The organism is Deltaproteobacteria bacterium, assembly GCA_029210625.1.
Classification (GTDB): domain Bacteria; phylum Myxococcota; class Myxococcia; order SLRQ01; family SLRQ01; genus JARGFU01.
Genome location: JARGFU010000010.1, coordinates 163,611 through 181,418, shown reverse-complemented (window position 1 = coordinate 181,418; position 17,808 = coordinate 163,611). Strand labels below are relative to the sequence as shown.

The 17,808-nt window shown below is 71.6% G+C and carries 13 protein-coding genes; 6 read left to right on the top strand and 7 right to left on the bottom strand.

What is annotated here, in order from left to right; all coding sequences use genetic code 11:
- Nucleotides 1-4: 4 nt before the first annotated feature.
- Entirely contained in the window at nt 5-1,519 is a 1,515-nt protein-coding gene (locus P1V51_11545; GenBank protein ID MDF1563671.1) for an Hsp70 family protein, read from the top strand.
- Here the strand turns inward: P1V51_11545 and P1V51_11540 are convergent.
- On the bottom strand, nt 1,516-2,361 hold the full coding sequence (locus P1V51_11540; protein MDF1563670.1) for an alpha/beta hydrolase: 846 nt from the start codon (nt 2,359-2,361) through the stop codon (nt 1,516-1,518). The genes P1V51_11545 and P1V51_11540 overlap by 4 nt on opposite strands.
- A gap of 61 nt (nt 2,362-2,422) precedes the next feature.
- Here P1V51_11540 and P1V51_11535 point away from each other — a divergent pair, with 61 nt between their 5' ends.
- Nucleotides 2,423-3,238: an alpha/beta fold hydrolase gene (locus tag P1V51_11535; GenBank protein MDF1563669.1), complete on the top strand. Its 816-nt coding sequence runs from the start codon at nt 2,423-2,425 to the stop codon at nt 3,236-3,238.
- 4 nt (nt 3,239-3,242) lie between these two features.
- Nucleotides 3,243-3,983 carry an alpha/beta hydrolase gene (locus tag P1V51_11530; GenBank protein ID MDF1563668.1) on the top strand — a complete coding sequence of 247 codons (741 nt, stop codon included), beginning with the start codon at nt 3,243-3,245 and terminating at the stop codon, nt 3,981-3,983.
- Nucleotides 3,984-4,181: 198 nt separating this feature from the next.
- Here the strand turns inward: P1V51_11530 and P1V51_11525 are convergent, their stop codons facing one another.
- Both P1V51_11525 and P1V51_11520 read right to left on the bottom strand, forming a co-directional pair.
- Nucleotides 4,182-5,330: an ABC transporter permease gene (locus P1V51_11525; GenBank protein ID MDF1563667.1), complete on the bottom strand. Its 1,149-nt coding sequence runs from the start codon at nt 5,328-5,330 to the stop codon at nt 4,182-4,184.
- Nucleotides 5,327-6,049 (bottom strand): ABC transporter ATP-binding protein, encoded by a 723-nt coding sequence (locus P1V51_11520; GenBank protein ID MDF1563666.1) that lies wholly within the window; start codon nt 6,047-6,049, stop codon nt 5,327-5,329. Before P1V51_11520 ends, P1V51_11525 begins: the two co-directional genes overlap by 4 nt.
- Before the next feature lie 65 nt (nt 6,050-6,114).
- On the opposite strand from P1V51_11520, the gene P1V51_11515 reads away from it, so the two are divergent.
- Entirely contained in the window at nt 6,115-6,741 is a 627-nt protein-coding gene (locus P1V51_11515) for a ferritin family protein (protein MDF1563665.1), read from the top strand.
- On the opposite strand, the gene P1V51_11510 is transcribed toward P1V51_11515, so the two are convergent.
- Both P1V51_11510 and P1V51_11505 read right to left on the bottom strand, forming a co-directional pair.
- On the bottom strand, nt 6,732-13,154 hold the full coding sequence (locus P1V51_11510; GenBank protein ID MDF1563664.1) for a carboxypeptidase regulatory-like domain-containing protein: 6,423 nt from the start codon (nt 13,152-13,154) through the stop codon (nt 6,732-6,734). The genes P1V51_11515 and P1V51_11510 overlap by 10 nt on opposite strands.
- A gap of 90 nt (nt 13,155-13,244) precedes the next feature.
- On the bottom strand, nt 13,245-13,556 hold the full coding sequence (locus P1V51_11505) for a Smr/MutS family protein (GenBank protein MDF1563663.1): 312 nt from the start codon (nt 13,554-13,556) through the stop codon (nt 13,245-13,247).
- A gap of 94 nt (nt 13,557-13,650) precedes the next feature.
- Here P1V51_11505 and P1V51_11500 point away from each other — a divergent pair, with 94 nt between their 5' ends.
- The gene (locus tag P1V51_11500; protein ID MDF1563662.1) at nt 13,651-14,238 is read left to right on the top strand and encodes a sigma-70 family RNA polymerase sigma factor; all 588 of its coding nucleotides are present in this window, start codon (nt 13,651-13,653) and stop codon (nt 14,236-14,238) included.
- Entirely contained in the window at nt 14,231-15,511 is a 1,281-nt protein-coding gene (locus P1V51_11495; GenBank protein ID MDF1563661.1) for a FecR domain-containing protein, read from the top strand. The genes P1V51_11500 and P1V51_11495 overlap by 8 nt, the downstream gene beginning before the upstream one ends.
- An 83-nt stretch (nt 15,512-15,594) precedes the next feature.
- On the opposite strand, the gene P1V51_11490 is transcribed toward P1V51_11495, so the two are convergent.
- Together P1V51_11490 and P1V51_11485 are read right to left on the bottom strand one after the other, a co-directional pair.
- A complete protein-coding gene (locus P1V51_11490; GenBank protein ID MDF1563660.1) occupies nt 15,595-15,948 on the bottom strand; it encodes a DUF5684 domain-containing protein in 354 nt (117 codons plus the stop codon).
- Between the two features lie 154 nt (nt 15,949-16,102).
- Nucleotides 16,103-17,782 (bottom strand): metallophosphoesterase family protein, encoded by a 1,680-nt coding sequence (locus P1V51_11485; protein MDF1563659.1) that lies wholly within the window; start codon nt 17,780-17,782, stop codon nt 16,103-16,105.
- Between the last annotated feature and the right edge of the window lie 26 nt (nt 17,783-17,808).

Genomic DNA, 17,808 nt, shown 5'->3' with positions numbered 1-17,808 from the left:
GGGAATGGCGTCTGATCCTCCCGTCCTGGGCATCGACTTCGGCACGACGAACACTGCAGCAGCCTGGTGTGACGAGGCCTCCAAGATCCACCTCGTCCCCGTGGCGGCGAAGCGCTACACCCTCCCCTCCATCGTCTGGTACGGGGGCGGCGACCGTATCCTCGTGGGCGAGATGGCCCGCAAGCAGATCGCCGACGACCCCACCCACACGATCATCGGGGCCAAGCGCTTCCTCGGGCGGCGCTACAACTCCGAGTTCGTGACCAAGAACAAGGACCGCTACGTCTACCCGATCATCGAGGACGACGTGGGCAACGCGGCGGTCGACATCTTCGGCGCGCCCATCTCCTTCATCGACGCCGCCTTCGAGATCATCCACCGCATCGTCGAGCTGGCGAACGGCGCCGCGGGCCTCGAGTTCGAAAAGGTCGTGCTCACCGTCCCCGCTCACTTCTCCTACGGGCAGCGCAAGGCCGTCCGGACCGCCGCCGAGATGTCGGGCCTGGACGTGCGGGCGGTGGTGAACGAGCCCACCGCCGCGGCCCTCTACTACGCCAAGCACCGCGAGGCCTCGGACGAGGTCCTGGTCTTCGACCTGGGCGGCGGCACCTTCGACGCCACCCTCCTCCAGGTCGACCGCCGCGAGGTGCGGGTGCTCGCCACCGGCGGCGACGCCTTCCTGGGCGGCCACGACTTCGACTCGACGATCGTCGATCACCTCGTGAACAGCTTCCAGGACCGGCACGGGATCGACCTGCGGGAGAACAAGGTCGTGCTCCAGCGCCTGCGCTCGGCGGCGGAGACCGCAAAGATCCTCCTCTCGAAGGAGGACACCGCGAAGATCCGGGTGCCCTTCGTCGCCCAGAACCCCTCCGGGGGCTTCCTCGATCTCGAGACCGTGATCACCCGCGACGAGCTCGAGGACCTCACCGAGGGCCTCATCGAGCGCTGCCTGGGCATCGTCGAGGACGTGCTGAAGCGCGGGAACCGCGAGCCCTCGCAGGTGGGCGAGGTCGTCTTCGTCGGCGGCCAGACCCGGATGCCCCGGATCCGCGACCGCCTCACGGACCGCTTCGACACCGATCCCGGCAAGAACGTCCACCCCGAGCTGGGGGTGGCGGTCGGCGCCGCCATCCTGGGGCGCACCCTGGGCCTGCCCAACGGCGCGGCCCTCATCGACGTCATCCCCATCCCCATCGGCATCATGGCCGCCGGGATCGGCTCGGTGGAGGTGCTCTCCCAGAACTCGACCATCCCCTGCACCGAGCGAACCGCGGTCACCCGGCCGCCCGCGGGGCAGCCCCTGATGATCGCGATCTACGAGGCAGTGGACGCCACCTCGGTGGACCGCGACCTGCTGGGCACGGTCCGCGTCCCGCCGGAGTGGCTCGAGGAGAACGAGGGCGACCTGCTGCTCGAGATGCGGATGGGCCACGACTTCGATCTGACCCTCTCGATCCTCGCCTCCGAGGGGGGGTCAGCGCGACTCGAGCTGAAGCCGCCGCCCCGGAACCGCTAGCGCTCCAGGTGGGCCCGCACCACCTCGGCCACGGGCTCGGGGTGATCGAGGTGCAGGTGGTGGCCGCCGGCGAGCTCCCGCACCGTGAGGTCCTTCACCGCGGCCTTGCGCCCGTCGAGGAGCGCCTCGTCCGCCGGCCAGCCCGGGACCCCCCGCACCACCAGCACCGGCGCCTCGATGCGCGAGAGGAAGGCGATCACCTGCTCCTCGGTCAGGCGAATGGCCGAGGACTGCCGCAGCCGCGGATCCCAGGCCCAGACCACACCGCCCTCGACCTCGCGGGTCCCCCGGGCCGCCAGCAGCTCGGCGGAGGACCGCTCCAGCCCGTGGCTGGCCCGGAGCATCCGCTCCACCGCCTCCTCCCGGCCCGCCATCACCCGCGGCTCCCCGCCGAAGCCGCGCTGCACCAGGTGCCGGGCCAGGCGGGCGGGCGCGGCCTCGGCCGCCTCGGTCAGCGGCCCGAAGCCCTCGATCAGCACCAGCCGCTCGACCCGCTCCGGGAGGGCGCCGGCCAGGAGGCAGGCGATCCCCGCGCCCATCGAGTGCCCGAGGAGGGAGAAGCGCCCCCAGCCCAGGGTATCCACCGCCAACAGGACGTCGGGCACCCAGTCGATGAAGTTGTAGCTCGCGCTGGCCGCCCGGTGATCGGAGCGGCCGTGCCCCGGCAGGTCCAGGGCCACGACCTGCCGGCCCTCGAGCCGAGGGGCGAGGGTCGAGAAGCTCGCCGCGTTGTCGAGCCAGCCGTGGAGAGCCAGCACCGGGGGGGCCTCCCTCGGGCCCCAGGCGAGGCCCCGCAGGGTGAGGCCGGGGAGGGGGAGCTCGATGGGTCTGCCTTCGCTCACCCTCAGGCAACTAGCACGAAGAGGGCCCCCGACCGAAGGCTGCTTTGATAGAGAGGGGGGCATGCCCACCGCCCACGCCGAGCGCGGCCCCCACCGCATCTGGTACGAGACCGCCGGAGAGAGCGGCAGCCCCGTGCTGCTGATCATGGGCCTCACGATGTCCGGGATCGCCTGGCACCGGCAGGTGGAGGCCTTCGCCCCCCACCACCGGGTGGCCGTCTTCGATCACGCCGGGGTGGGCGACAGCGGCCCCATCTCGGTGCGGCGCCTCACGATGGACCACCTGCGCCGGGACGCCCTCTCGGTGATGGACGATCTGGGCTGGGAGCGGGCCCACGTGGTGGGGATCTCCATGGGCGGGATGATCGCCCAGCACCTGGCCCTCGACGCCCGGGAGCGGGTGCTCTCCCTGACCCTGGCCGCCACCCACGCCGGGGGGCGGCTCCCGGTGCTGCCGACGGCCAGCGGGGCGAGGTGGTTCCTGAAGGTTAGCCGGGCGAAGAGCCAGACCGAGCGCCTCGACGCCATGACCCACCTCCTCTTCTCGGACGGCTACCGCCGGGCCAACCCCGAGGCGGCCCGGGAGGCCATCCGGCGGGACTTCAAGAGCCTGGCCCCCTTTGGCGTCCGGCTGCGGCAGCTCCACGCCGTCTCCGGACACCACACCGCACCGCGCCTCCACGAGCTCCGCGGCCTGCCCACCCTCGTGATCCGGCCCGGTCAGGACATCCTGGTCCCGCCGCGAGAGAGCGACCGCCTCGCCCGCCTCATCCCCGAGGCCCGCCTCGCGCGGATCGACGAGGCCGGCCACGGCGTCAGCCGCGAGGGCGCCGAGCGCTTCAACCAGGCGAGCCTCGAGCACTTCGCCCGGGCCTGATCCGATGAGCCTCCTCGACCACCGGATCGTCTCCGAGCGCTACTTCTTCCCCCGCCGCGATCCTCCCCGCCGCTGCTGGACCTTCGAGCTCCCGGGCGGCGAGACCCTCGGCTGTGTCCGCAGCGAGGTCCCCGGCGACCGGTGGGTGCTGCACTTCCACGGCAACGGCGAGGTCGTCGCCGACTGGGAGCCCCTCCTCCCGGCCCTCTTCGCCGCCGCGGGCTTCTCCTCGCTCCTGGTGGAGTACCGGGGCTACGGCGCCTCGACCGGCCAACCAGCGCTGACGGCCATGCTGGGTGACGGCGCCGCGCTGGTGGAGGCCCTCGGGCTCGACCCCGGCCGCTGCGTGGCCTTCGGCCGCAGCATCGGCTCGCTCTACGCCATCGAGCTCTGCCGGCGCCTGCCCCTGGCCGGGCTGATCCTCGAGAGCGGGATCCACGACCTCGGGGAGCGGCTGCGGCTGCGGATGGCCCCGGCCGAGCTGGGCGCCACCGAAGAGGAGTTCGCCGCCGCCCTCGAGCGCGACTTCGATCACGCGGCCAAGCTGGCGGCCTTCACCGGCCCCACCCTCCTCCTCCACGCCCGGGACGACGACCTCGTCGGCCTGCACCACGCGGAGGCCAACGCCGCGGCCTGCGCCCTCCCCCGGCGCTGCGCCTTCGACGAGGGCGGCCACAACGGGATCTACTTCGTGAACCGCGACGCCTACCACGCGGCGGTGACCGACTTCCTCGCCGAGCTGTAGCCGATAGCGCGGTCGGCGCGCGATGGCTCGCGAGCGGCCTGCGGGTCGAGGGGGAGTGCCCGGCCGAGGGCGTGGAGGGGCCGGCTTCGTGGAGCGAACCAGCACGGGTCGAAGCCGGCCCCGACCCGAGCGAACCGGAGGCGCGGCTAGCGGCGGTGTGACTCACCGGCAAGGCCGCGGCGGAGGTAAGTGCGCCGCCTAGACGCGCCGGCGGATGCTGGCGGCGGCCAGGAGGATCCCGGCGACGCAGAAGCCGACGATCACCGTCAGCTCGAAAGAGATCTCCCCCAGGCTCATCCCCCGGATGGCCACGTTCCGGATCGCCGTCACCGCGTAGGTCAGGGGGAAGGCGTGGGCGACGACCTGAAGCCAGCCGGGCATCTGGTCCACCGGCCAGATCAACCCACAGAGGAGGAACTGCGGCAGGATGATCACCGGGATGAACTGCATCACCTGGAACTCGGATCGGGCGAAGGCCGAGACCAGCACCCCGATGCACTCGGCCACCACCGAGAGCAGCAGCACCGTGATCACCACGGCCATCCCGCCCCAGGGGCCGCCCAGCGCCCAGTAGGCGAAGGCGATGACCACGCCCCCCTGCACGATCGCCACCGGGAGGAAGCCCAGCACGTAGCCCGCGACCAGCTCGGAGCGGGTCAGGGGGCTGGAGAGGATCCGCTCGGCGGTGCCGCTGGTGCGCTCCCGCAGGAAGGTCATCCCCGAGATGAGGAAGACGAAGAAGAAGGCGAAGAAGGGCGGCAGGACGGGCGTGAAGAAGTCCATCTGCTCGTCGAGCTCCTGCCCGTAGACCTTCACCAGCTCCATCTCGGGGGGGCCGTCGGCGATGGTGTCGGCGCAGTGGCTGTCGCAGTCGTCGGGCAGGAAGAGGGGCAGCCCCCCCATCGAGTCGGGCAGCGCCTTGCGGAAGCGAGAGAAGATCTCGGCCGTCCGCATCGGGTCGGCGCCCTCGACGATGAGCTCGGTGCCCGAGCGCTGCCCCTCGGCCCGCTCCTCCAGGAAGGTCTCGGGGAAGACCAGCACGGCGTCCAGCTCGCCCCGCTCGACCGCCTCCCGGGCGCTCATCCCCTCGGGGACCATCCGCAGCTCGAGGGCGACGTCGTCCTCACCCGGCTCGTCGAGCATCCGCTCGAGCTCTCCGACGAAGAGCGCCATCGAGCCCCGCGCGTCGATGGCGACCCGCGGCGGCCTCTGCTCGCTGCGCAGGAGCACGGCCAGGAGGGTCATCACCACCAGCGGTCCGATCAGGAAGAGGGCGACGGCGCGCCGGTCGCGGATGATCTGCCGCAGGATCCGGACCGCCACCGCCCCCGTGCGCCCGGCGTTCATGCCTGCCTCCGGGCGAAGGTCAGGAAGGCCTCCTCGACCGTCTCGGCCTCCGCCTGCTCGAGCAGCTCGGAGGGCGCGCCCTCGGCGATGACCGCGCCCGCCCGCAAGAGGCCCAGGCGGGCGCAGCGGCTGGCCTCGTCGAGGTGGTGGGTGGAGATGAGGAGGGTCGTCCCCGCCTTGCCCCACTCCAGGAACTCGTCCCAGAACTCGGCCCGCAGCTCGGGATCGACCCCGACCGTCGGCTCGTCCAGCAAGAGCAGCCTCGGGCGGTGCACCACCGCGCAGGCCAGGGAGGCCCGCCGGCGCATACCCCCCGAGAGATCCTGGATGCGATCGTCCGCCCGATCCTCGAGGTGGACCAGCTCCAGCGCCCCCGCGGTGGCCTTGTCGAGGGCGGCCCCGGAGAGCCCGAAGAGGGAGCCGAAGAAGCGCACGTTCTCCTCGACGCCCAGCTCCTGGTAGAGCGCCTCGGCCTGGGTCATGTAGCCGATCTGCCCCCCCGACCGGGCCCGGTCGGGGGTGGTCCCCAGGACCGCGACCTCCCCGCCGCTGGGCCGGGAGAGGCCCGCCAGGATCCGGAAGAGGGTGGTCTTCCCCGCCCCGTTCGGGCCCACCAGGCCGAAGGTGGTGCCGGCCGGGACGGCGAGGGTCAGCCCGGAGAGGGCCTCTCGCTCCCCGAAGCGTTTGACGAGGCCCTTCAGCTCGATCGCGCTCTGCAAGATGGCTTCGAGCATAGGCCGAAGTGCCCGCTGGTGCCTACGGATCGCTTGAAGGGGGACACTCGATGCTCGGCGTCATTCGCACCCGTGACATCCTCGCGCACCCGGTGGTCACCATCCGCTGCTTCGGCTGGGTGGTCCTCCTCCGGGCCCTGACCGCCAGCCGCGGCACGACCTTCCTCGAGCTGGTCTGCGCCGTCCCGGCCCACGCCCGGCCGGTGGCGGTGCCCGAGCTGCTCGAGCGGGCCATCGCCCTCGAGGAGCGCGCCGGGACGATCTACGAGGACCTCTCGGGGCGCTTCTCGGATCGACCCGAGGTCGCCGCCTTCTTCGCCGGCCTGGCCCGGGAGGAGGAGGGCCACGCCGAGCTGCTGCGCCTCTGCCGCGCGGCCGCCGAGCGCTCGGGCTGGCAGGAGGCCTCCTTCACGCCCTGGCGCGCCTCGATCCCGAAGCTGGAGGAGGAGCTCGAGGCGGCCGAGATCCAGGTGAGGGAGGCCGAGACCCTCGACGAGGTCTTCAGCCTGGTGCTGGAGCTCGAGGCCTCCGAGATCAACGACGTCTTCGAGGCGGTGGTGAAGGCCACCGACTCGGACTTCGTCCGCACGCTCGAGGCCTTCCAGGCCGCCTGCGCGACCCACCTCGAGCACCTGCGCCGGCGCATCGCCGAGCTCTCGCCGGAAGCTCAGCGGTAGGCGGTCCAGAGGTAGATGTCGCGGTTGCCGCTGCGATCGTCCTCGAAGACCACCCGGCCGCCCTGGGTCTCGGGCTCGGACTGAGTGCTGGTGCGCGCCACGAAGGGGCTCAGGGTGAAGGGGGCACCCACGCTCTGGTCGAAGACCTTCACGTTGGCGCTGCCCTGGGGGCTCTCCCGGCGCCAGGCGATCAGGCCGTCGGCGATGGAGAAGCTGGCCGGCGCCGAGCCGACGGGCTCGAGGACGATCTGGTTGCAGGTGGGGGTGGTCGCGCAGGTGAGGTGGCAATAGCGCAGGTCGGCGTTGGCGACGTTGATGTCGTCGCGCCAGACCAGATCGACGTTGGGCGAGCCGGTCACGGCCGGCCCCAGGTCCGCGTAGAAGCCCGTGTCCAGGACGGCCGTCTGACCGGTTCCGATGTTCTTGCAGTAGATCCGGAAGCCGTCGTTGACCTGCGACCAGACCACCGTGTCGAACTGCACGTCGGGCCACAACCTCGCCCCGAAGGAGGTCTCGGGGACCGTGCTGATGGGCGGAGGAAGATCCGAGCGGTAGATCGCGTAGGTGTTGGCGTTGAACTGGGTCCAGGCCACCCGCGATCCGCCGAGCGCCACCGCGGTGGGTCCGACCCCGGACGTGGAGACCAGGGTCTGGACCGGGCTGGCGGGGTTCGAGATGTCGAGGAGGCGAATGTTGGTGGGGATGCCGACGTCGCTGTAGCCGACGAAGGCTCCCCCCAGGCTCTGGGGAGCGCCCTCGAAGGAGGTGATCAGGGTCTCGGTCTTCGTGCTCAGATCGTGGACCCCCAGGTCGGCCGCGCCGAGGCGGGCGTCACCCCAGATCACGAGGTCCCCGTCGATCTTCGGGAAGTACTGGTCCCCCGGATCCGCGGTGATCCACCGGGTCTCCGAGAGGTCCATGACGTAGAGGTCCGCGGCCATCGCCGAGAACGCCGGGAAGAGGATCCGGCCGCCGTTGGAAAGCGCCGGGACACTCTTGGGGGCCGGCGAGTCCGTCAGCCGCGTCGGCCCCGGGTCGGTGGCGCCGATCTTGTAGAGGTAGAGCTCCGAGGAGCTCCCGTTCCCGGGCGTGCGCGTGACGACGACCATGGCGTCGAAGGTGTAGCCGTAGCCCGTGGTGGCCGGGGGCGACCAGATGCCCCCGATCCCGGTGACGGCCGCCCCGGTCGCCGTTCGCGTGTTCGGAGCGGCAGAGATGGGCAGCCAGAAGAGCTGGTTCTCGCCGCCGACGAGCTCGGTCCAGACGATGAAGCGGGAGTTGGAGTCCCAGCCCCCGCTGCGGTTGTTGGTGATGATCTCGCGGGTCGTGCCGGTGAAGGCCGAGTTGAAGTAGCGGTAGATCTGATAGTTGGGCGCCGTGTAGGCGATGTAGAAGACCCGCATGGTGAGGGAGGAGGAGGAGACCCGGGTGGGTCCCCGCTGGACGACCTCGCTCCCGGAGACCTCCGTGATGTAGGAGGCCGAGGTCCCCGCGTCGAGGGTGGAGAGGTTGGCGAGCGCGAAGCGGTAGACGTTGTGCACGCCCACGTAGGAGTAGAAGGTCAGCCAGCGACCGTCGGTGTCGGCATAGCTCGCGTCTCCCGTATGCCACTGGGTGACGTTGCGGGTGGAGGTGGTCGTCACCGAGGGATCCGAGAAGGAGCGGGCCTGGACGTAGACGTCTCCGTCCACGGACTGGGTGTCGTTGTCCCAGACGAACCAGAAGTCGGTGGCGGTCACCGCCATCCGGGCGCGGCTTCCCCAGCCGATGTAGATCTCCTCGTCGGTGGCGATGTTCTTCAGGTAGATCCACGAGGGGTCATCGGGGGCCGTGACCTGGTGGCGCTCGTAGAGCACCCAGTCGCCCTGCATCGCCGCCGGCACCTCGTGGTAGTCGGTGGAGGTCACCCGGGCGGTGGACTTCTCGGTGATCTCCACGCAGTCGGGCACGCTCAAGTTGTCGGCCTCGTCCCGGGCCCGGATGCAGAAGTCGCTGACCTGATCCTGCGCGAGATCGAAGGAGAAGTAGGCCTGGGTGGGCGAGGTCGTGTAGGTCGAGTACTGACCGCCCAGCACCTCGTAGGTGATCGCCGTGTCGTCGCTCGAGAGGGTGTCGAGGCGCACGTCCACGCTCGGGGCGTTCACGGTCGACCGCCGAGGGGAGGCCGAGGGGGTGGTCGGCGGGATCGAGTCCTCCTGGAGCGAGACGAAGGTCGGCGGGCCCTCGTTGCCGGCGGCGTCGACGGCCTTCACGCAGAGCTGCTGGGAGCAGGGCACCGCCGCCGAGCAGTCCACCCCGTTGCCCTGGCGGAGCTGGAAGGTGAAGGAGCGGGTGCTGGAGGTGGCCGCCCAGTCGGGGCCGGTGGGCGGGCAGCCGGCGATCGTGGAGACGGCCGTCTCGAAGTGGGAGAAGGTCGCGTCGCGGCTGGCCGAGTCCGCGCGGTCGAGGGTGACCAGGAGCGTGTCGGCGTTCACCACCGCGTCGGTCAGCCCGACCAGGGTGGGCGCCACCGGCACCCCCGAGTCCTCGATGACCACCGCGACGGCGTCCGAGCTGCGGTTCCCGGCGCGATCCACGCCGGTGATCCGCAGGGTGTTGCGGGCGGCGGCGTCGTAGGCCGAGCCCCCCTGGGTGATGTTCACCGGGAAGTTGGTCTGGGAGAGCCCGGGGTCCGGGAAGCTGTAGCTCTGGGTGGCTCCATCCGGCGCGGCGACCACGACCTCGTAGTGGTCGAAGAAGTCGTCGTCCACCGGGGCCGCGATGGCCAGGACGTAGCTGGAGCTGGAGGTGTTCACCGTCTCCGTGGGCGTGACCAGGGAGGGCGTCGTGGGCGGGGTGCCATCGAGGGTGGTGGTGTCACAGGCCTGGCTGGTGGTGTTGCCGGCCGGGTCCCGGTACTCGGCGCAGACCTCCTTGCAGCCGGGGGCGGCGGTGGCGCAGTCCCCGCCGGGCAGGAGGACCACCGCCGTCTCGGCGTAGGCCACCCAGGGCTCCGAGTCGAGCACGCCGTCGGTGGAGAGGCGCATCTGCATCTCCGCGCGCTCGTTGTTCCCCGGATCGACCCGGGCCCGGACGGTGACCGCGACCGTGGAGACGAAGCCCAGGGCGTTCTCGTCGATCCGCAGCTCCGGGGAGGTCGGCAGGGTGGTGTCCAGCTCGATCGCGTCGGTGGCGGCCGGGCTCTCGTTGCCCGCCTGATCCCGGAAGACGGCGTAGACGGTCTTCGTACCGTCCGGCGGGGGAAGGCTCACCGTCGCCGAGTTGCCGTAGGGCGCCCAGCTCTCCCAGGCGGCGGCGCTCCCCCCGTTCAGGGTTCCGTCGAAGACGCCGTCGGTGGAGAGGCGCATCTGCCAGGCGCCGGTGGCGGAGGGGCGCACCGTGATCGAGGTGGAGCCGGTGTAGGCCTCGCCGCTGCCCGCGACGATGGCGGCGCTCCCCGGCGGCGTGGTGTCCAGCTCGATGGGCAGGCTCTGGGTCGAGGTGAGGTTGCCCGCGGCGTCCCGGAAGCGGGCCCAGACCACCTTCCCGGCCCCGTCGCCGGGCAGGAGGTTCCAGGGGACGGCCAGGCCCGGGCTGTAGGCCAGCCAGACGCCGCCGCTGAAAGAGGCGTCGTTGCTCAGCATGACCTCGGTGGCCCCGGTGGCGGTGGGGTAGGCGGTGATCCCGAGGCGACCGGTGAGGGAGGCGCTGGTGGCTCCGTCGGCGACGATCCCCTGGAGGGTGATGCCGGGGCTGGTGGGCGCCTGCGTATCCAGCACGGTTGCGGCGCTCACGGCGGCGGCCTCGTTGCCCGCCGCATCCCGGTAGCGCACGGTGACGCTGCGCGCGCCCTCGGGGGAGGCGACCAGGGGCACCTGCTGGCCGGTCTGGTAGGGGATCCAGGTGTTGGTGTTCGCCGCCGCGGCCACCTGGCCGGAGATGAACATCTGGGTGGCCCCCACCGCGCCCAGCCGCAGGTCCACGGTGGGCGAGGTCGTGTAGGCCCCCTGGGTGATCGTCAGCGAGGGGAGCTCGGGCGGGGTGGTGTCCAGGACGATGGTCGCGGTGGTCCGGCCGGTGTTCCCGGCCAGATCGCTGACGATCAGGTAGACGGCGATGGGCCCATCCGCGGCGCCCGCGGGCAGGGTCCAGCCGGGCTTGCTCGTCGCGAAGGGCTCCTGCGTGGCGCCGACCAGGCCCGCGTCGTTCGCGATCCACATCCGGTCCAGACCGCTGGCGTCGCTGGCGCCGATGGTGAGATCGACGGTCCGGCTGCCGGTGAGGGAGCTCGAGGGGAGGCCTCCGGCGATGGTGCCGGTGAGGGTGAGGGTCACCGCGCCCGGCTCGGTGGTGTCCAGGGTGATGTTGGCCTGGAAGGGCCCGGCCTCGTTGCCCGCCTCGTCCATGAGCAGGAGGTGGACGCTCTTGGGCCCGTCGCCCGGGAGCAGGTCGTAGATCCGGGCGTCGGCGTAGGGCTCGTAGACCTTCACCGGGAAGCCCGCATCCTGGGAGAAGGCCATCCGGGTCGCGTCGGGGCTGGAGAGGGTGAGCACGACCGAGGCGCGCCGGGTGTAGGCGGCCCCCCCGGCGATCTGGAAGGTGCCCGCCACCAGGGTGGGCGCCTGCCGGTCGAGCACGATGCCGTCGCTGGCCGGCGCCGAGACGTTCCCGGCCCGGTCCCGGTACTCGACGTAGACGGTCTTGGACCCGTCACTGCCCGGCGTGGCGAGGGTCCAGACCCGCGAGAGCTCGTAGGGGACGAAGCTGGCGCCGGCGAAGGCCGGATCGTTGGAGATCCGCATCGCGTCGACGCCGCTGGAGCGGTCGGCCCCCGGGGCGGCATCGTCCACGGCCGGGAGCTGGAGGGAGACGATCGCGCCGGCGTCGTTCGTGTAGGGGCTCCCCTGATCGATGACCAGCCCGACGCTCTGGGGAGGCGTGGTGTCCAGGACGATGCTGGAGGAGAAGACCGGCCCGCTGCTCCCGGCGGCGTCCTGGTACTGCACGTAGACCGTCTTGGTGCCGTCGCTCCCCACGAGGGTGAAGCTCGGGGTCTGGGCGAAGGGGCCAAAGGCGGTGTCCCCCAGCGCCGGATCGGTGAAGGAGCTGTCATGGCTGATCCGCATCGCCACCGCGTTCTGGTTGCCCAGGGAGAGGGTCACGACCGGGTCGTTGGTGAACTCGGCGCCGGCGTTGATGGCGAAGGCGCCCACCTGCTGGAAGAGGTCGATGTCACCCACCGGGGTCGCGAGGCCCTCGGAGATCGTGACGCTGCCGAGCGTACGGGTGCGATAGCCATCCCGCTGCACCATCAGCTCGTAGGTGCCCACCGGCACCTCGCGGATCTCGAACTCGCCGGTGGGGGTGCTGGTGGCCGCGAAGGTCGTGCCGGAGAGCGAGGCCAGCGCGCCCGCGTGGTCCGCCCGGCCCTCGAGGATGACGCGGCCCGCCACCGAGCCCCGCGAGGCCCGCAGGCGGATCGGCGGCAGGGAGAGATCGACGCCGCCCTCGATCGTCACCACCCGCGTCTCGTCGGTCACCCACCCCGGCCGGGAGACCGCCAGGACGTAGGTCCCCGCCGGCGCCGTGACCCGGTAGGTGCCGTCGGCGGCGGTGGGACCGTCGTTGGCGCCGAGGAGGGCGACGTTCACTCCCGCGCCAGGCAGGTCCACGGGGTAGGTGGGCTCGGCCGGATCGACGTTCTCCAGCACGACGCTGCCGAGGATGGCGCCGGGGAGGGCCAGGAGCACCAGGGGTGAGGCGGCCGTGGAGAGCTCGGTCACGGTGTCGGCGGAGACGGAGAGCGGGTCGGCCGTGAGGTGATCGGCGTGGTTGCGGGCGGAGATCCGCAGGGTGTAGTCGCCCGGCGCGAGGATCAGGTCGAAGCGGCCGTCCTTGGCGGTGGTCGTGCGCAGGCTCTCTCCGACCACCTCGACGAGGATGCCCGAGTGGTCCTGCACGCCGGCGGGCTTGGACTGCTCCCCCTCGAGCAGGACGACGCCGGTCAGCGCGCCCGCCTCGGCCCCGACCACGGTGGGGATGGGGTCGAGGAGGATGGGCAGGCTGCGGGTCTCCCCCGGCCCGAGCTCGAACTCCCGGGCCTGGGAGAGGTGAGACGCGTGGCTGACGTCCAGCAGGTAGGTGCCGGGCTGCAGGTCCTCGAAGGCGAAGGTCCCCGCGGCGGCGGTGTCGTAGGTGAGGGGCTCGGTGCGATCCGTGCGCAGGAGGCTCAGGTGAGCGCTCTGCAGCGGGCGCGGATCCGCGCCCTCGGCGCTGCGCGCGAAGACCGTCCCCTCCACCTTCGCCGGCGCCTGGTTGTTCGCCGGCGTCGCGGGGTCGAAGGGGTTGTCCGCCTGCAGGCCGGGGTCGCAGCCCGCGGCCAGGAGGGACGAAGAGAAGAGAATGACCATCCCCGCGATGATGCGAACTCGCATGACGCCTCCCTGGGAGGGTGCGATCTCGCCCCCCCGTTCACCCCTCATTCTAGCCCTCGGCTTCGTCCCCCACATCCACCGCGGGGAGCTTCAGGGCAGGGGCCCGAGGAAGACCACCGTGGCCCCCCAGCCGCCGCGATCCTCCCCCGCCAGGGCGAAGTGCTCGACCCCGTCCAGGCGGCGCAGGATGGCGTGGACCCGCTCTCGCAGCTGGCCGGTGCCCTTCCCGTGGATCAGCCGCACCTCGAGGATCCCCCGCTCGCGGCAGGCCTCGAGGTACTCGGGCACCAGGGTCTTCACCTCCCTCGGGTGGAAGGTGTGCAGATCGAGGGTGCCGTCGATGGGCAGCTCCACGACCTCGTCCTCGCGAGGGTCGACGTCCTCGGGGCGATCGGCGGCCATGGCCCGACTCTACCCTCGCGCCGCCCGGGGGGAATCCCGCGAGGCCCGGGAACCTTCTGCCCTCCCGCCCGTGAAACGGGGTATGAGCCTGGCCATGCCCGACGCCTCCCGGCGAGCCGCCCCCCCGGGGGAGCTCGACGATCTGACCGTGGCCCGCGCCCGCCAGGGCGACCCGGGGGCCAGCCGCGCCCTGATCGAGCGCTACCAGGGGCCGGTCCACGCCCTCCTCGGCCGGCTCCTGGGGCCTGCCGGGAGAGGCGCCGAGATCGACGACCTGGCTCAGGAGTGCTTCCTGCGGGTCTTCCGCGCCCTGCCCCGCTTCCAGATCCAGGGGCCGGCCCGCCTCTCCACCTGGATCCTGACCATCGCCACGAGGCTGGCCATCGACAGCCTCCGCCGGATCCGGCCCGACAGCCTGCCCCACGCGATCGAGGAGAGCCTCGCCGTGGACGAGCGGGAGGCCCTCCGGCCCGAGCAGCGCGTGCTCCTCGCCGAGGTCGACGCCCTCCTCTCGACCCTCACGCCCGAGTACCGGGCCGCCTTCGTCCTGCGCATCCACCACGAGCTCTCCTACCGGGAGATCGCCGGCCTGCTGGGCGTGGAGGAGGGCACCATCAAGTCCCGCATCGCCCGGGCGCGTACCGCTCTGCGAGACGCCCTCGAAGAGGTGAGCCATGACTGATCCCAGGGAAGCGAACGACACCCGGCTGGAGGAAGAGCTGCGCGCCGCCTGGTCGGCCCCGAGCGCCCGGGAGGGCTTCGCCGACCGGGTCCTGGCGGCGCGCGCCGCCGAGACCCTCTCCGCCCCCGCCGAGGCGCCTGCCCGCCGCTGGCGAGCGCGCCTCGCTCCGATGAGCCTCGGCGCCGCCGCGGCCCTCCTCGCCGTCGTCGTGCTCGGCGGCATCGACCACTGGCTGATCCTGCCCTCGAGCGGGAGCAGCCACGCCGACACCCGCACCGAGCTCGCCATCGGCGCGCGGGCCCGGGCCGTCGCGGAGGCCGGCGCCGCGCTCCTCTGGTCGGTGCAGATGGGAGGGCAGGCCACCGTGCAGCAGCAGCGCGGCGACGTCTTCTACCGGGTGGACACCGGGGCGCCCTTCCGGGTGGAGACCCCGGCCGGCTCGGTCGTGGTGGAGGGCACCTGCTTCCGGGTGCAGCTCGTGGCCGAGCGCGGCCTGGTGGTGTCGGTCTACGAGGGGGGCGTCCTCCTCTCCAACGAGGGCGGCGAGGTGCGGGTCGGCCCCGGAGAGGTCGCCTCCACCGGGGTGAAGGGAGCGCCGCGCAAGCAGCGGGTGCTCCGGGTGGACACCGGGGCCGCGGCGCCGGGCGAGCTGGACGCGACCCTGGCCGAGCGGGACGCCCTCCGGGGCCGGGTCGAGAGCCTGGAGAAGCAGCTGAGCTCCCTGAAGGAGGGCGGCCGGATCGCGCCGGAGGTGCTGGACGGTGAGACCGTCGCCCTCCGCCAGGAGGTGGAGGCGCTACGGGAGAAGCTCCACGCGATGAAGAAGGCCGACCTGGATCCGATCCGCCAGGCGATCCCCTTCCCCGATGGCCTCGACGCCCGCTACCGGGAGGAGGCCCTGATGAGCGCCTTCCAGGAGGCGCTGCGCCTGGGGGAGATCCCCGGCGACGTCCGGGCCATCGACTGCAGCGAGTACCCCTGCATCGTCCACGGCGTGCTCTCGGTCGGCGACACCGAGGAGGCCCTGCGGGAGGCGCTCGGCCGCTTCGAGGCGCGCCTCGCCGAGCAGTACCCCGAGGACGAGAGCGACACCCAGATGATGGTCTCGCGGATGAAGCGCCGGAACGAGGCCGGCGAGGAGGAGACCAGCGACAACTTCGCGGTCACCATCACGCCCGCCGACGGGGAGAGAGAGCCCGAGGACGCCGCCCGGGAGGCGGCCCGGATCCGGGAGCGGGTCGGTCAGTACTTCCAGTCGAGCCTGGGGAAGTAGCCGACCCCTCGAACCAAGACGAAGGGAGAACCCCCCTCAAAGAAGGAGCCCTCCCTCGTCGAGAGCCGTCAGGCTCTATCGGATCAGCCCTGGTACTGCGCGTCCCCGAAGCCCAGCATCGGGTAGCCCACGAAGGGCAGGAGCAGCATGAGGATCGCGAAGCCCACGCCCTTCCCGAAGCGCTCGGCGAGGGCGACCATGACCAGGATCGCGATCACGAAGTTCACGAGCGGAATGAAGAAGAGCACGATCCACCAGATCGGCTTGCCCGCGACCTGCAGCAGCACGACGGCGTTGTAGATCGGAACGATGGCCGCCCAGCCCGGCTGCCCGGCCTTGACGAAGATCTTCCACATCGAAGCGATCATCAGGACCGCGATCGCGAGCTGAATCAGGAGGACGACGATCCCGCCGCCACCACCACCACTACCTTCCATTGTGTTTTCTCCCAGCTAGGTTTGGACCAATTCGGTTACTCCCCGAACGGACGCATGATTCCGCGAGGCTCAGGGGAGGCGCAACCCTAGGTGAGCCGAATTCCGGCTGCCATGACGGAAGTCACAGCTCTGACCGAACCTTCGCCGGCGGCGTTCAGTCCCCCGTCCGGCGGCGGCGGCCGGGGAGCGCGAGCCCGAGGAGACCCGCCAGGAGGAGCGCGAGCCCTCCCCCCGCGGGACCCTCGCTCTCGCAGCCGCAGCCCTTGGCCTCCGTGCCGCCGCCCCCGCCGTCCCCGGTGGTCCCGGCGTCGGTGATCGTCCCGCCGTCGGGGGTGCTCCCGTCCGGGACGCCGCCATCCGGCAGACCCGCGTCCGGATCCGTGCCGGCGTCCGGCTCGCCTCCCGCGTCGGGACCCGCGTCGGCGCCGCCGTCCGCGCCCCCGTCACCGGGGCCCCCGTCGCCGGTGCCGCCGTCGGTGGGATCCGGGGGCGGGCAGGGGCCGAGATCGGGCTTGGTGATCTGGAAGGTCTCGATCGTGAAGGGGGTCTCGTCGCCGAAGTTCTGCTTGCGAGTGGTGATCGCCTCGAAGGTCAGCACGTTGTCCACGATCTCGACCACCGTGTAGTGGTGCTTGCCCGAGCAGATCGCGGAGCCCCTCGCCGCGGTGAAGGGGCTGCAGACCCAGTCGATGAGGTCGATGGTGACCCCGCCCAGGTCGAACTCGTCGTAGGTGAAGGCGCCGGCGCCGCCGGTGATCACGTAGACCGTCCCGGTGTCGAAGCCGCTGGCGAGCTGCCCCTGCTCGACATCGCCCGGGTTGTAGTTCAGGGGGTCGAAGCGCTCGTAGTAGTGGTTGTGGCCGGCGAAGACGACGTCGACGTGGTGCTTGTCGAAGATGGGCACCAGCGCCGCGTTCTGGTTCACCTCGTTCGGGGGGTGGTTGAACTCGGTCCCGAAGAAGTTCGCGTGGGAGGTGTAGGGCGGGTGGTGCATCCAGACGAACTTCCAGCGCCGGGGGTTGTCGGTGAGCACCTGGTCCAGCCAGGCGGCCTGCTGGGCGAAGGCGTCCTGGTTGTAGGTGGTCGACGAGATGGCCACGAAGATCGCGTCACCGGCGGTGAACCAGTAGAAGTCCTCGGTCCCGCTGGAGAGGTTTCGCGGCAGGGCGAAGATGTCGTTGTACATCGCCCCGTCGCCCGTCATCGTGTCGTCGTCGTGGTTCCCGATGGAGGGCTGGTGGGGGAAGTAGGGATTGAAGGCGTCGGTCTCGGTGAGCCAGTCCACCCACTGGGGATCGCTCTTGCCGTCCTTCACCAGGTCACCGGTGTCGAGGATGAAGAGGGGGTCGTGAGCGACGGCGTCGAGGAGGATCTCGTGCCACTTGTCGTCCACCCCCGAGTCGTCCTGGGAGCGGCCGTCGCCCAGCGCCACGAAGCGCAGGGGACCCCCGCAGCGATCCGCCGGCGCGGTGCGGAAGATGGCGTCGGCCGACCAGGCCCCCGGACCGCCGACGCTGTAGTGGTACTCGGTCTCGGGCTCCAGGCCGAGGATCTGGACCTGGTGGACGAAGCCCAGGGTGCCGGGTAGCGGGATGGGGGCGTCGGTCGCCGAGACCTCGGTTCCGTACTGGGTGGTCGGACCGTAGCGCACGATCTCGCTATCGGTGGCGGAGTCGGTGTTCCAGGAGACCGTCACCGAGCTCGAGGCGTCCCCCTCGTAGGAGAGGCGCACCCAGCGGGGCTGGGCCCAGGCGGAGGTGATCCAGAGGAGCCCGAGGCCCAGGGCGAGGGTGCGGAGGGCCGGGATCGAGGTCGAGGCGAGGCGGCAGGGCATGAGCGGGCTCCAGGTCCGAGGGCGGC

Excerpts from the sequence above, each read along its gene's own strand:
- P1V51_11530 (MDF1563668.1), top strand. The coding sequence starts at position 3,243 with ATGAGCCTCCTCGACCACCGGATCGTCTCCGAGCGCTACTTCTTCCCC.
- P1V51_11490 (MDF1563660.1), bottom strand. The coding sequence starts at position 15,948 with ATGGAAGGTAGTGGTGGTGGTGGCGGCGGGATCGTCGTCCTCCTGATT.
- P1V51_11535 (MDF1563669.1), top strand. The coding sequence starts at position 2,423 with ATGCCCACCGCCCACGCCGAGCGCGGCCCCCACCGCATCTGGTACGAG.
- P1V51_11510 (MDF1563664.1), bottom strand. The coding sequence starts at position 13,154 with ATGCGAGTTCGCATCATCGCGGGGATGGTCATTCTCTTCTCTTCGTCC.
- P1V51_11485 (MDF1563659.1), bottom strand. The coding sequence starts at position 17,782 with ATGCCCTGCCGCCTCGCCTCGACCTCGATCCCGGCCCTCCGCACCCTC.
- P1V51_11515 (MDF1563665.1), top strand. The coding sequence starts at position 6,115 with ATGCTCGGCGTCATTCGCACCCGTGACATCCTCGCGCACCCGGTGGTC.
- P1V51_11525 (MDF1563667.1), bottom strand. The coding sequence starts at position 5,330 with ATGAACGCCGGGCGCACGGGGGCGGTGGCGGTCCGGATCCTGCGGCAG.
- P1V51_11505 (MDF1563663.1), bottom strand. The coding sequence starts at position 13,556 with ATGGCCGCCGATCGCCCCGAGGACGTCGACCCTCGCGAGGACGAGGTC.
- P1V51_11545 (MDF1563671.1), top strand. The coding sequence starts at position 5 with ATGGCGTCTGATCCTCCCGTCCTGGGCATCGACTTCGGCACGACGAAC.
- P1V51_11495 (MDF1563661.1), top strand. The coding sequence starts at position 14,231 with ATGACTGATCCCAGGGAAGCGAACGACACCCGGCTGGAGGAAGAGCTG.
- P1V51_11500 (MDF1563662.1), top strand. The coding sequence starts at position 13,651 with ATGCCCGACGCCTCCCGGCGAGCCGCCCCCCCGGGGGAGCTCGACGAT.